Below are 12,878 nucleotides of genomic sequence, written 5' to 3'. Positions count from 1 at the left end.
TCGCTGCCTTGTGTCTGAGCTTGGCATGGCCGTTCGCCGCATCGGCGGAAACGGACGCGCCGGCTGACCCGGTGGCCCAGCTCCCGACCTACGTCGCGCAGCAACAGGTATCCGGATCGATCCGCAGTTACGGGTTCGGGCTGGGGGGCGTGCTTGAGCGCTGGCAGGCCGCATTCAAGAAGCTGCATCCCGGGGTCACGTTCGACAACACTTTGCCCACCAGCGATGCGGCCTTTCCGGCGCTGGTCACCAATGTGACCGATCTCGCCCCGAATGGCGGGGAACCGGCGATCACCGAATGGCTCAGCTTCTACGAGACGCACGGATATCACGCCTCGAGCGTCGTCGTGGCGACCGGCGCCTTCGATGTGAAGAGCCGGTCGAACGGCCCGGTCATATTCGTGCACAAGGACAATCCGATCGAGCGCCTGACCATCGATCAGCTGGACGGGATCTTCGGCGCCCAGCGTACCGGTGGAATGGAGGGTTTCGTCTGGACGCCGCGCGGCGCGCGCGGCCCGGAAAAGAATATTCGCACTTGGGGGCAGCTGGGTCTCACCGGCGAATGGGCGGACAAGCCCATCCAGACCTATGGACATGCCTCGTCGGGCACCACGCGCTTCTTCCAACTCCACGTGCTGGAGAACACCGACAAGTGGAATCCCAACTATCGCGGCTATGTCGAAACCGGGAGCAAGATGATCGCCGCCGAGGACACCGGGCAGACGCTCGGCATCCAGCACATGCTGCGCAATGAGCTGGCGAAGGACCGCTTCGGTATCGCCTGGACGATTATGTCGCAGGTCGAGGGGATTTCGGAGCTCAAGCCAGTGGCCATCGCCCCGCGCGGCAGCACCAACTACGTCGCGCCCAGCCGCGCCACTTTCCAGGACCGCAGCTATCCGCTTGCGCGCAAGATCTACATCTATTTCGACCGGCCACCCGGCAAGGCGCTCGAGCCCAAGCTAAAGGAGTTTCTGCGCTTCGTTCTGAGCCGCGAAGGGCAGCGCCTCGTCGGGGAGGGCGGCTACCTGCCGTTGCCGGCGCAATTCGCCGGGGAACAGCGCGCCTCGCTCGACTAGCTCACGCCTCAATTCAACGTCGCATCATGGAGCGGGAATTTCGTATGAACGCCATATCGGTAAGCACCTTCAGAAAGCTCTGGGCGATCATCGCCCTGCTGTTCTCCATCAGCGTGGCCACGCCGGCACTTGCTGAGCCCGCCTATGTGGTGGTCAAGCTTCCGGCAGGCGCCACGCCGCCGGCTGGCCTCGCCCAGTCGCTCGCTTCATGGCGCCAGTCGGGCCAGGTGTCCGACGTGCTCTGGCTCGACCAGGACCAGCGGGCAGAGGCCGGATTCGAGACGTTCGTCGCGCTCGAATTCCCCTCCGAGGTTCATTACAACGAGTGGCTGCGCGACGGACGCGCCGCGCTGGCGGCACCGCTTCAGGTGGTCCCGGTCGACGTGCTGACGCACGGCGAGAAGACACCGCGCGATTCCAACCGTTCGGTGTTCAAGGTCAACAGCTATCTGCCCAAGACGCCGCCGGAGCGGATGGGTGAGTATGCGCAAGGCTATATCAAGCCGCTGATGGACGGCCAGATCAAGGCCGGCGTGATGATGCGCTACACGATGTATCTCGAGCGCATTCCCAACGGGCAGACCTGGCTGGTGATGGAATATCGCGATCCTGTCGCCTTTGAGCGGTCGGAAGCGGTCAAGGGCGAACTGCGTCCTCGCCTGTTGCAGCAGAACAAGAGCTATGCCGCTTTCGATCGCATCAAGGAGACGCTGCGCGATGACGGGACCGAAACCGTCGCGGCCTACGCGGAACTCCCGCCTCCCGCGCTTCCCAACCTGCCAGGGTACAAGCCTGATGGTCAGTTGACCGGCAGCCTCAGGATCGTCGGCAGCGAACTCAAGAATGCTGTCGATCAGCTCGCCGAGGGCTTCATGCAGTTCCATCCCGGCGTCAAGGTCAGCACCAGCCACATTCCCAGTAGCGAGGGCGGCATCGCGGGGCTGTACCTGGGCGTGTCCGACGTCGCGCCGATGGGGGACGACGCCAAGATCACCGACATGATGCCGTTCTTCAACACCTTCGGCTACATGCCGACCGAAATTTCGGTGGCAACCGGCGGTTACGAAAAGCGCGGCTCGCTGTTCGCCTGGGCAATTGTGGTGAACAAGGACAATCCGCTCGAGGAGATCACGCTCGACGAGCTCGACAGGGTCTTCGGGGCCGAGCGCACCGGCGGGTGGGAGCGGATCAACAACAACTATCTGTACTCGGCCAAATATGCGCGGGGGCCCGAAACCAATATCCGTCGTTGGAGCCAACTCGGCGTCAAGGGCGACCTCGCCAACAAGGAAATCCAGACTTTTGGTTATGTCGCTCCGGGTTTCGCGGTGGCGATCGAGCGTCACCTGATGCACTGGTCGCACAAATATAACCCGAACTTCCGGGAGTTCGTCGAGGCGAAACAGGCGGCGCCAGGCTCGGAAGGATCGGTCGCGAGCACCGTCGCGCTCGAGCAGATCGCCAAGGACAAGAGCGCGATCGGCATCGCCGCGCTGATGCACGTCAAAAATCAGCCGAACCTCAAGGTGCTGCGCGTCTCCCCCGGCAAGGGCAAGCCGGCCGTCGCGCTCACGCCGGACGATGTCGCCAATCGGCTCTATCCCCTGATCCGTGATGCCTATTTTTACGTCAATAAGGCGCCGGACCGGCCGCTTGATCCCAATGTGCGCGAGTTCATGCGGTTCGTCTTGAGCCGCGAGGGCCAGGAGATCATCGCGCGGGTTGGATATTACTATCCGCTCAGCGCACCCTATCTTGCCGAACAGCGTAAGAAGCTGGACTGAGCATGCGCGCGCGCTCGGTCCTTATCCTTGCCGCGCTCGTCACCGCAGATGCGGTGGCCGCGGCAGCCGCCGGCGAGGGGTCCCCTTACCCTGCGCCGGCGGCAGCAGCGACGTGCGCGCTCGTTGCCTCCGGCAACCCTGCCGATCATGACCTCATCACGGCTCTGGAGGCGGGTTTCAGGAACGCCAACCCGCGCTTCTGCATCGACAAATGGCTGCATGGTCCGGAATCGACGCTAGCGCCCGTCTATACGGGGACCGCTGACATCGCTTTCATGGCGCGCGAGGTGCGCGAGCCGATGGAGCGGATGGCGTTCGAATGGGTGGCGCTGAGCAAGCCGTTCGCGATCGACTATGCTTATGCCGGGCTGAAGGACGATCGGCCGGGCACCCAGCTTGCGATCTTCGTCCACCGCGACAACCCGGTCAAAGGCCTGACACTAGCGCAACTCGACGCCATTCTGGGAGCCGAGCACAAGCGTGGCGACGGCAATGCGCGGGACTGGGGAGCGATCGGTCTTGCCGGAAGCACCGCGCGGCCGATCGAGGTGCTTGGACCGCCGGTCGACAGCATTCCCGCCTTGTTTATCCGACGGTTGGTGATGAAGGACAGCCGCAAGTGGAATCCCGCCTATCAGGAGGTGGCGGAAGCCGGTGCCATCCTTCCGACGCTGGCGGGCAGGCCGAATGGCCTGGCGATCGCGCCGGCGCATGCCGCGCATCCAATGACGCGGATGGTTCCTCTGGCGGCCGGGCCGGGTGATCCCTTCGTGCTGCCCGAGCCCGCTGCCATCCGGACAGGGATTTACCCGCTCACCCGTATCATTCAGGTCGTGGTCAAGCGCGCGCAAGGCGCAGCGCTCGAACAGGAACTGCGTGCTTTCCTCGAATATCTGCTCAGCCCCGCGGGGCAGGCGATCATTGCGCGCGATGGGAGTTATCTGCCGCTCGACCAAGCCCGGCTCGCGCAACAGCGGGCGCGACTGAAATGAGGGTCCTCGGAGCCCTTCTTCTCGCGGCTCTTGCGCTGGGCGCGCCGCTTCGCGCCCAAGCGCCGGCCGACCTTCCACCCGCCTATGAGCCGCGTGCGCAGGTGAGCGGCACCATCACGATCTGGGGTCATGGATCCTACGGCAAGCAGACCGACTTCGTCGAGGGACTGACCCGCGTCTGGCAGGAAGGGTTTATAAAGCACCACCCCGATGTCCGGTTCGAGAACCGGCTCCATGGAACGGCGTCGGCGATCGGCGCACTTTATACGGGTAAGGGCGATCTCGCTTTGATGGGGCGGGAAATATGGGATCCCGAAATCGCCGCATTCGCCGAAGTCATGGGCTATCCGCCGACCGGCGTGGATGTGCTGACCGGTAGTTTCGACGTGCGCAACAAGGGCTACGCCCTCGTCGTCTTCGCTCATAAGGACAACCCGCTGACGGGCCTGTCGCTGGCCCAGCTCGATGCCGTGTTCGGCATGCGTCGCCTGCGCGGGCACCCACCTGTGAAAACCTGGGGCGATCTCGGTCTGTCGGACGAATGGGCCGACAAGCCCGTCAACCTCTACGGGCTGCCGATCGCCCGTGGCTTTGCCGACTATTTTCAGGAAGCGGTGTTTCTCGGTAGCCCGTTCTGGAACCCGTCGCTTCGCGAGTTCGCGGACAGCCCGGGTTCAAAGGGCGGGGCGACCGACGGCGGGCAGAAGATGCTCAACGCGCTGGCGCAGGATCGCTACGGCATCGGCTATGCCGGGCTGCTCTACAGCCATCCCGACGTCAAGCCGATCGCGCTCGCGCACGGTCCTGGCGAACCATTTGTGTCCCCGACCGAAGCTACCGTGCGCGACCGCAGTTATCCGCTGACGCGCGTGATCACGATGTTCTTCAACCGTAGGCCCGGCAAGCCGGTCGACCCCAAGATCGCGGAGTTTCTGCGCTACATCCTGAGCCGGGAGGGGCAGGAAGCCGTGGAGCGGCACGGCGGCGGCTATCTGCCGGTCATAGCGCCGCTCGCGAAGATCGAACTCAAGAAGCTGGAGGATTAGGGAAATGGCACGGAGAGCTCGGATATCGGCACGGCTTCGAGCGGTTGCCTGCGCGATAGTGATGCTCGGGTTGGGCGCCACCGGCGCCGCGGCTCTGGCGCAGGAAAGCGCGACCGAAGCCGCTGCGGACAAGCTGCGCGCGGCGCATCTCAAGTCGGTGGGATCGCGTGCACACAAATCCTTCTACCCGAACGACAAATGGGATCTCTCGTCGCTACCAGCCTATCGACCCAAGCCCGGCCTGTCGGGCGTCATACGGATCGGTGGGAAGTATCTGACGACAGGTACGGTATTGAGCCAGTGGCAAAAGGCCTTCACTGCGCTCTACCCCGATGTCAGGTTCGAAGTGACGGATCAGGATCTCGAATCCGGTCTGGCCGATATCATCCAGAAGCGCGGCTATACCTGGTCCGAGCTGCACGCGTTCCAGGCCAAGTTCGGCTACTACCCGCTCGAAATTGAGATGGCGACGGGATCGTACAATGTGCCCGGATGGACGCCGGCCTTTGCGATCTTCGTCAACAACGACAACCCCATCCGCGGCCTGACGATCGACCAGCTCGACGGCATGTTCGGCGGACCGCGGCGTGGCGGCTGGAAGGGGACCGTTTGGAATCCCGCCGCCGCGCGCGGACGCGACCAGAACATCCGGACCTGGGGCCAGGTCGGGCTGACGGGCGCGTGGAAAGACCGCGAGGTCGTCCCCAGCGGACGACCGCTCAAATATCACATCCAGCTCTATTTCGAGCGTAAGGTTTTCGAGGGAGGCAGCATCTGGAACGAGAACCTGCAGGAGTTCGCGCATGAGCTGCAACCCGACGGGACCCGCGCACTTTCCAGCGTGTCGATCGTCAAATCGGTCCAGGAAAATCTGGGCGGGATCGCCTTTGCCGATCTCGCATCGGATATGGAGGGAGTAAAATATATCCCGATCGCCAGAGAGGCGGGCCAGCCCTTCGTGCCGCTGACGCTCGATACCCTGCGAAGCCGCGAGTACCCGCTGTTCCTCGAGGTGTTCCTCTACGCAAATCGTGATCCGGCGAAGCCGATGAATCCGCTCGTCCAAGAGTTTCTCCGCTTCGCGCTGAGCCGTGAAGGCCAACAGGCAATCCAGAATGACGGCAAGTGGCTGCCGCTGACCGAGACCGTCGCGGCCGAACAGCGCCGCAAGCTCGATTGAACATGCGATTTGGGAGAGGGATGATGAAGGCTACGCTGAAACAAGTGTCGTTGGCGCTGCTGCTGATCATCGGCATCGCCCCCGCCCATGCCCAGCAGGGAGAGGGGACTAAGCCCGGCGAGTCGACCGACGGCATGGCGATGCAGGACGCGCGGGCGCGGATGATGTCCGCGCGGGGGCAGCGCGTCGCCTATACGGAGAAATTCGATCTAAGCGGCCTGCCCGCCTACGCGCCAAAATCGAAGGTCAAGGGCACGATCCGCCTGTGGGGCAGCAACTATATCGTCGACGGCATGATCGGCGGCTATTGGGAAAAGGCGTTCAAGGCGCATCACCCCGATGTGATGTTCGACTGGAACATGAAGACCACTTCGGCGGCGGTGCCCTCGCTCGTCTTTGGCGTGAGCGATATCGGCATGGGCCGCAAGGTCACCTTCAGCGAACTCCAGATGTTCCAGCGTTACAAGGATCGCGATCCCCTGGAGATCGAGATCGCCACCGGCTCTTTCGATGTCCCGGGCTGGCAGCCCGGCTACGGCGTGATCGTCCATAAGGACAATCCACTCGCGAGAATCTCCATCGAGCAACTCGACGGAATCTTCGGTTCTGAGCGCGCGGGCGGCTGGGATGGCACCAGTTGGCGGCCGGAATGGGCGCGCGGGCCGGAAAAGAACATCCGCACCTGGGGCGAGCTGGGGCTGACGGGCGAATGGGCCGACAAACCGATCAACGTCTACGGTCTCAACCAGCGCTACCATCAGGCGGTCGAGATTTCGGACATGATCCTCAAGTCGAGTGACAAGTGGAATGAGCGCCTGCGCATCTACGCCAACTATGTGTCGGCCGACGGCAAGCTCGCGCGCGGCATGAACCAGGATCTTGCCGCCGACCGCTACGGCATCGGCATCCTTGCCGCGCCGACCACCAACCTGGGCGGCGGCGCGGCTCAGCCGACGCAGAAGATTCTGCCGGTCGGCGTGACCGACGCCGGACCATTCGTCCCCTATACGCTGAAGACCGTCCAGGACCGGACCTATCCGCTGCACGACGAAATCTTCGCCTATGTCGACGTTGATCCCGCCGCGCCGATAAATGCTGCAGTGATGGAGTTTTTGCGGTTCGTCATCAGTCGCCAGGGCCAGGAACTGGTGATGCGCGACGGCAAATATCTTCCCTTGACCGCCGAGGTCGCCCGCGCGCAGCTGGCCAAACTTGAGGCGGCGGCGTCGAGGGCGAAAGCGCGATGAAATATCGTGCGCTACTGCTCGCCCTGACGGTCTGCTGGACGCCGGCAGCGGCGCAGGACGTGCCGGTCAACTCGATCGACCTGCAGGTGGCGCGCGCCGATGCGCTCAAGACCAAGGGCTATCGGCGTGCCTATACGACCACGTTCGATCTATCCGGCTTGCCCGAATACCGACCCGCTCCTCCGATGAAGGGCACGATCCGGCAATGGGGCTCGAACTACCTCGCCGACAGTCCGCTCCAAGGCTATTTCGAAGCGGCATTCAGGAAATATCATCCCGAGGTCCGTTTCAAAAACAATCTGTCCAGCACCTTTGTCGCGATGGCTGGTCTCTACACCAGGCAGGCCGACCTCGCGCCGATGGGCCGCCGACCGACCTGGGACGAGTTGCAGGCCTATCAGCGCACCTTCGGCACGGCACCGGTCGAGATCGTCATGGCGACCGGCAGCTACGACGTGTCGGGATGGACCTATGCGCTGGTGCCGTTCGTCCACAAGGACAATCCGATCGCGCGGCTCAGCATCGATGATCTCGACGGCATCTTCGGGGCCCAGCGCGACGGCGGCTGGCACGGCAACAACTGGGACCCCACCGCAGCCAGGGGCGCGGACCGGAATATCCGGACCTGGGGTCAACTGGGGCTGACCGGCGAATGGGCCGACAAGCCGATCAACGTCCACGCCTACAATCTCAACTTCCACTTTCCGCGCGATTTTGCCGAGAAGGTCTTCAAGGGCGGGTATAAATGGAACGAGCGCCTCAAGGAATATAGTAACCGCGTGCGCGAAAAAGGAGGCGATTTCGGCAAGCTCTGGGTGGCCGGCGACCAGATGATGGATGCGCTTGCCGGCGATCGTTACGGCATAACCTATACATCGATGCTCTATCGCGACAAGCCAGACGTCAAGACCGTCCCGCTCGCCAAATCCGCCGAGGGACCTTATGTTTTTCCCACGCTGGAGAGCGTCCAAGACCGGACCTATCCGCTGTCCCGCGAGGTCTATTTCTACACCAACCGGCCGGTCGGCGGTAAGGTCGATCCGCTGATTGCCGAATATTTGCGCTTTGTCGTCAGCCGTGAGGGGCAGGCGCTGGTAATGAAGGACGGAAAATACCTTCCGATGACGGCGGCGCTGGCTCGCGAGCAGCTGCGAAAGCTCGACCAGATCGGCACAGCGACAGGAGAGCCTGAATGAGGATTTTTGCCGGACTGGCCGTGCTTGCGCTGCTGGTGGTCGCAGCCCCGGCCGACGCCCAGACGACCGATGCCGATGCACTCTCCAAGGCGCGGGCGATCGGCAACAAGGCGCGCTCGGAGCGCCGATTCTACGATCGCAAGTTCGATCTCAGCGGCTTGCCCGCCTATACGCCCGAACGGCAGGTCGCCGGTACGATCCGGCAATGGGGGAACAATTATCTCGAGGATAGCGGGCTCATGGCGGTGTGGGAGGCGGCGTTCCGCCGCTACCACCCTGGCATTCGCTTCGAGAACAATCTCTACAGCTCCTCGGTCGCATTTCCCGGCCTGATCGCCGGCGTCGCCGACATTGCGCCGATGGGCCGCCAGGCCCTGTGGGACGAACTCAAGGGACTGGAACGCGAAGGCGCCAAGGGCGGCGAGGAGGGCGTCGGCGAGACCGAGGTCGTCGAAATCGTCATGGCGACCGGCTCGTACAATGTTCGCGGGTGGACCTTCGCGCTCGGCGTCTTCGTGCACAAGGACAATCCCATTGCGCAACTGACGATCGAGCAGCTCGACGGAATCCTCGGCGCGCGCCGCGACGGTGGCTGGAACGGATTGACGTGGGACACGTCGGTCGCGCGCGGGCCGGAAAAGGACATCCGGACATGGGGGCAGCTGGGGCTGACCGGCGAATGGGCCGACAAGCCGATCATGGTCTATGGCTATAATGCCAAATATCATTTCAACGACGAGATCGACAAGAAGGTGTTGAAGGGCTCGGGCCGGTGGACCGAGCAGATGCGCGCATTCTCCAACGCCGCCGGTCTCAAAACGGACGGATCGCTGACCGCGGGCGGCGAACTACTGATGAACGGGCTGGCCAACGACCGCTATGGCATCGCCTATACGGGCATCCCGTTTCTCAATGATCGCACCAAGCCGATCGCACTGTCCGGTGATGATGGAAAGACGTTTGTACCGCTGACCCTCGAGACCGTGCAGGATCGCACCTATCCGCTGATCCGCGACGTCTACTATTACTTCAAGCGCGAGCACGGGAAGCCGGTCGACCCGAAGATCAAGGAGTTTCTCCGCTTCGTCCTCAGTCGGGAAGGGCAGCAGGCGATCCAGGCCGATGGAAAATATCTCCCGCTCACCCCTGCGGCGGCCAGGGCGCAGTTGAGCAAGCTGGAATGACTGGAAGGGTTCGGCTAACGCTTGCGCTCGCCGCGCTGGCGCTCGGCGCGGCAGGATTGGCGCATGCCTCGGAACGACCGATTGGGCGTGATCATCCGGCGGTTCGCTTCATCGAAGGCTTGCCGTCCTATGCGCCCGACGAACGCGTTTCCGGATCGATCAGCCTGTGGGGTCATGGCAGCTTCAAACGCGATTTCATGGGGGGGCTGGTCAAGGCGTGGATCGCCGAATTCAGGCGGCATCAGCCAGACGTGACGTTCGATTATCGGATGTACGGCACCGCCTCGGCGATCGGCGCGCTCTATACCGGCGCTGGCGATATCGCGATATTGGGGGAAGAAATCAGCCCAGCTGCCAAGCGCGCGTTCGAGCGGGCTCGCGGATATCCCCCCACTGGATTTGAGATCGCTACCGGCAGTGTCGACGCCAATTTCTACGACTATGCGCACATGATCTTTGTCCACAAGGACAATCCGCTTCGCGGGCTCTCGCTGGGCCAGCTCGAGGCGATTTTCGGTGTCGATGGGCGGCGCGGCCGCGAGCCTGTGCGCACATGGTCGCAGCTGGGCCTCACGGGCGACTGGGCGGATAAGGCCATCCAGCCCTATGGCTGGAAGACCGACGTGGATTTCGCGCTGTTCTTTCGCGAACGCGTTCTCGAAGGCAGCCATCGCTGGAATCCCGCCATCGTCGAGCTCGTTCATGGCAAGCATGCCGATGGACGCCAATATGATCACGGCCAGCGCATCATTGATGCTTTGGCGCGCAATCGCCACGGCATCGCCATTTCCAATGTCCGCTATGCGGTCCCCGACGTGCGTGCCCTGCCTTTGGCGTGGGATGATGACGGCCCGTATGTCCATGCGACGCCAGCGACTCTGATCGCCCAATCCTATCCGCTGACACGCGTCATTCCGGCCTATGTCGACCTGCCGCCTGGGGCGCCGCTCGAACCCGCCCAGCGCGAGTTTCTGCGATTTCTCCTGAGCAGGGAGGGTCAGCGCGCGCTGGTCGAGCATAGCGGCTACCTGCCGCTCGGCCCGGCGGTTCGCGCGCGCGAACTGGCGAGGCTGCGGTGACGGTGCGGTTCGCCTGCGTTGCCTGGCTGATCGTCGCGGCTACGCCCGCGATCGCGCAGATCGAACCACCGCCCTCCGCTTCGCCGCCCGGTATTTTGCGGATATGGGCCAACGCCCGGATGGCGACGGTCATCGAGAGTTGGGCGCGGGGGTTTCGCCAAGACCGCCCGGATGTGCGCATCGAGGTCATGCTCGCGGGAAGCGATGTCGCCATTGCCGGACTTTATACGGGCAAGGCGGATATCGCCTTGATGGGCCGGGAGGCTGCCGAAATGGAGGCCAAGGCGTTTGAATGGATCCATCGCTATCCGCCATCGCGCGTCGCGGTGATGACCGGCAGCGCCCGCGCCGCGGGAGAATCGCCGGCCCTGGCAATCCTGATCCATCGCGACAATCCACTGACCGAGATCAGTCTCGACCAGCTTCGCGATATATTCGGCCATGGCGAGCGCCGCCTCGCGACTTGGCGCGCGCTCGGTCTGAAAGGAGGCTGGTGCGACAGGCCCATCGCGCTTTACGGCCCGGAATCCGAAAGCGGCACCGGGCGATTTTTCCGCCACAAGGTGCTTGCCGACAGCAACAAGCTCGCATGGGACCGGCTGACCGAGTTTCCCGAACCGGTGAAGAAGGGCGTGCAGCCGGACACCGCGCCATCGGCCATCGCGCGCGCCCTGGCAGACGATCCGGCGGGCATGGCGATCGGCGTGCTGCCTGGCCCTGACGCACCGGTGAAAGCCATCGCGCTCGTGGGAGACACGGGGCCCGCGATTCCGCTTACCGTCGAAACCGTGCGCGACCACCGTTATCCCCTGACCCGCACGGTCTATGCCTATGTGAACAAGGTCCCGGGCAAAGCGCTCGACGAGGAGACCGCCGCATTCCTCGCCTTCGTGCATTCGCAGACTGGCCAGGCCATCGCCGAGCAGGAAGGCAACTATCTTCCTTTGCATCCCGCGATCGCCGCGGGGGAGGCGCGGGCGCCGCAATGACGCCCGCGCTATGCAGCCGCGATGACCAATCAGCTCGGCTTGTAGGTCAGGACGGTAAAGGAATCCGGGTGAAATGTCTGCGGGGTCGCAGAGCCGTCCGGATTGGGTGCGCCTAACGTCGCGCCCGCAGTGACCGTGAAAAGGCGGCCGGTTCGCGGATCGATCTGCATCACGCGAGCCTGCGGGCGCGTCTGGATATTGCCAAGCAGCTTGTAGCTGTCCGGCCCTTCCTGCGCGATGACCGAGATGGTCGCGTCACCGCCGTTGCTGGTGAGAATCCGGTGACGCGTCTCGTCAACCGCCATTCCGTCGATGCCCTTGCCGATCGGCAGCTTGGCGATCTGCCTCCCGGTGTTGGCGTCGAGCGCGAGGAACACCGGTTCGTCTCCGCGGCAACCGATCAACAGGCGATCGGTCTCGTGTTGATATTCGACCGCGACAACCTGCACGCAGTCGATATTCCACCGCGCCTCTTCCGCGAGCGTCTCGGCGTTCAGCTTCAGCAGAATATTGTCATAGCGCGCGGGCGCGAACAGATGGCCTTTCCCGTCGGGCGCGGGATCATCCATCTTGCGGAACGGAAATGTCTTTGTCCCGAGCAGCTTTCCCGTAGCGGCATCGAGCGTGTACCACGCCGATTGCTGTGGACGCGCGCCGACCACCGCATGGATCCGTCGTGTCGCGGGATCGAACACTACGCCGTTCAGGCCGCCATCGCTCGCCAGCTTGACGCGATCGATCACCTTTAGTGTCTTGAGGTCGAAGCTGAGCAAGCTGCCGTCGGTCATCGCGGTATAGCCGCGATTGAACTGCGGCAACAGCAAGGGACCGTTGGCGCCGGTCGAGTTGGCGACTTGGCCGACGACCTTTCCGCTGTCGACATCATACACCGTCAGGCCGTCCTTTCGCCTAGCGATGAACAGGCGGGATCCGCCCGGCTCCAGCTTGATATAATCCCAGTCGGAATCGGTGCTTGGCAGCGTGGCCGCCTTGTCCAGCACATAGAGTGGATCGCCCGCGATAGCGGGCGCGGCCAGCAGCGCCAGCGCGCCGATGGCTGCGCCGGTCAGCAACGTGTTCAGTGTCATTCCCTCTCCCC

At 63.5% G+C, this 12,878-nt stretch carries 11 protein-coding genes; 10 read left to right on the top strand and 1 reads right to left on the bottom strand.

Translation table 11 applies throughout. The features are described from left to right. Positions 1-71 precede the first annotated feature (71 nt). The 10 genes from D1610_RS06975 to D1610_RS06930 all read left to right on the top strand — a co-directional run bounded on the left by D1610_RS06975 (position 72) and on the right by D1610_RS06930 (position 11,779). Positions 72-1,082 carry a PstS family phosphate ABC transporter substrate-binding protein gene (locus D1610_RS06975; protein ID WP_222926952.1) on the top strand — a complete coding sequence of 337 codons (1,011 nt, stop codon included), beginning with the start codon at positions 72-74 and terminating at the stop codon, positions 1,080-1,082. A gap of 44 nt (positions 1,083-1,126) precedes the next feature. Beyond that, on the top strand, positions 1,127-2,866 hold the full coding sequence (locus tag D1610_RS06970) for a PstS family phosphate ABC transporter substrate-binding protein (RefSeq protein WP_118863406.1): 1,740 nt from the start codon (positions 1,127-1,129) through the stop codon (positions 2,864-2,866). A 2-nt stretch (positions 2,867-2,868) separates the two neighbouring features. Beyond that, positions 2,869-3,858: a PstS family phosphate ABC transporter substrate-binding protein gene (locus D1610_RS06965; RefSeq protein ID WP_118863405.1), complete on the top strand. Its 990-nt coding sequence runs from the start codon at positions 2,869-2,871 to the stop codon at positions 3,856-3,858. Then, positions 3,855-4,904, top strand: a complete 1,050-nt coding sequence (locus D1610_RS06960) for a PstS family phosphate ABC transporter substrate-binding protein (protein ID WP_118863404.1) — start codon at positions 3,855-3,857, stop codon at positions 4,902-4,904. Before D1610_RS06965 ends, D1610_RS06960 begins: the two co-directional genes overlap by 4 nt. Before the next feature lie 61 nt (positions 4,905-4,965). Next, a complete protein-coding gene (locus D1610_RS06955) occupies positions 4,966-6,084 on the top strand; it encodes a PstS family phosphate ABC transporter substrate-binding protein (RefSeq protein ID WP_222926951.1) in 1,119 nt (372 codons plus the stop codon). A gap of 23 nt (positions 6,085-6,107) precedes the next feature. After that, the gene (locus tag D1610_RS06950) at positions 6,108-7,331 is read left to right on the top strand and encodes a PstS family phosphate ABC transporter substrate-binding protein (protein ID WP_147414284.1); all 1,224 of its coding nucleotides are present in this window, start codon (positions 6,108-6,110) and stop codon (positions 7,329-7,331) included. Continuing rightward, entirely contained in the window at positions 7,328-8,527 is a 1,200-nt protein-coding gene (locus D1610_RS06945; protein WP_118863401.1) for a PstS family phosphate ABC transporter substrate-binding protein, read from the top strand. Before D1610_RS06950 ends, D1610_RS06945 begins: the two co-directional genes overlap by 4 nt. Then, positions 8,524-9,711 carry a PstS family phosphate ABC transporter substrate-binding protein gene (locus tag D1610_RS06940; protein WP_118863400.1) on the top strand — a complete coding sequence of 396 codons (1,188 nt, stop codon included), beginning with the start codon at positions 8,524-8,526 and terminating at the stop codon, positions 9,709-9,711. The genes D1610_RS06945 and D1610_RS06940 overlap by 4 nt, the downstream gene beginning before the upstream one ends. Before the next feature lie 197 nt (positions 9,712-9,908). Further along, positions 9,909-10,790, top strand: coding sequence for a PstS family phosphate ABC transporter substrate-binding protein (locus D1610_RS06935; RefSeq protein WP_182466727.1), 882 nt, complete (start codon positions 9,909-9,911; stop codon positions 10,788-10,790). Next, positions 10,787-11,779 carry a substrate-binding domain-containing protein gene (locus D1610_RS06930; protein WP_118863398.1) on the top strand — a complete coding sequence of 331 codons (993 nt, stop codon included), beginning with the start codon at positions 10,787-10,789 and terminating at the stop codon, positions 11,777-11,779. Before D1610_RS06935 ends, D1610_RS06930 begins: the two co-directional genes overlap by 4 nt. A 29-nt stretch (positions 11,780-11,808) precedes the next feature. Here the strand turns inward: D1610_RS06930 and D1610_RS06925 are convergent, their stop codons facing one another. After that, on the bottom strand, positions 11,809-12,867 hold the full coding sequence (locus tag D1610_RS06925; RefSeq protein ID WP_118863397.1) for a YncE family protein: 1,059 nt from the start codon (positions 12,865-12,867) through the stop codon (positions 11,809-11,811). Between the last annotated feature and the right edge of the window lie 11 nt (positions 12,868-12,878).

Origin of the sequence: Sphingomonas gilva, from assembly GCF_003515075.1 — a bacterium.
In the GTDB taxonomy this organism is placed as follows: Bacteria; Pseudomonadota; Alphaproteobacteria; order Sphingomonadales; family Sphingomonadaceae; genus Sphingomonas; species Sphingomonas gilva.
The sequence above is the reverse complement of the archived record's forward strand: the minus strand, read 5'-3'. Positions and strand labels throughout refer to the sequence as shown.

Bases quoted from the DNA above. Each gene is read 5' to 3' on its own strand.
- D1610_RS06935 (WP_182466727.1), top strand. From the start codon at position 9,909: ATGGGGGGGCTGGTCAAGGCGTGGATCGCCGAATTCAGGCGGCATCAG.
- D1610_RS06925 (WP_118863397.1), bottom strand. From the start codon at position 12,867: ATGACACTGAACACGTTGCTGACCGGCGCAGCCATCGGCGCGCTGGCG.
- D1610_RS06945 (WP_118863401.1), top strand. From the start codon at position 7,328: ATGAAATATCGTGCGCTACTGCTCGCCCTGACGGTCTGCTGGACGCCG.
- D1610_RS06950 (WP_147414284.1), top strand. From the start codon at position 6,108: ATGAAGGCTACGCTGAAACAAGTGTCGTTGGCGCTGCTGCTGATCATC.
- D1610_RS06960 (WP_118863404.1), top strand. From the start codon at position 3,855: ATGAGGGTCCTCGGAGCCCTTCTTCTCGCGGCTCTTGCGCTGGGCGCG.
- D1610_RS06940 (WP_118863400.1), top strand. From the start codon at position 8,524: ATGAGGATTTTTGCCGGACTGGCCGTGCTTGCGCTGCTGGTGGTCGCA.
- D1610_RS06955 (WP_222926951.1), top strand. From the start codon at position 4,966: ATGCTCGGGTTGGGCGCCACCGGCGCCGCGGCTCTGGCGCAGGAAAGC.
- D1610_RS06965 (WP_118863405.1), top strand. From the start codon at position 2,869: ATGCGCGCGCGCTCGGTCCTTATCCTTGCCGCGCTCGTCACCGCAGAT.
- D1610_RS06970 (WP_118863406.1), top strand. From the start codon at position 1,127: ATGAACGCCATATCGGTAAGCACCTTCAGAAAGCTCTGGGCGATCATC.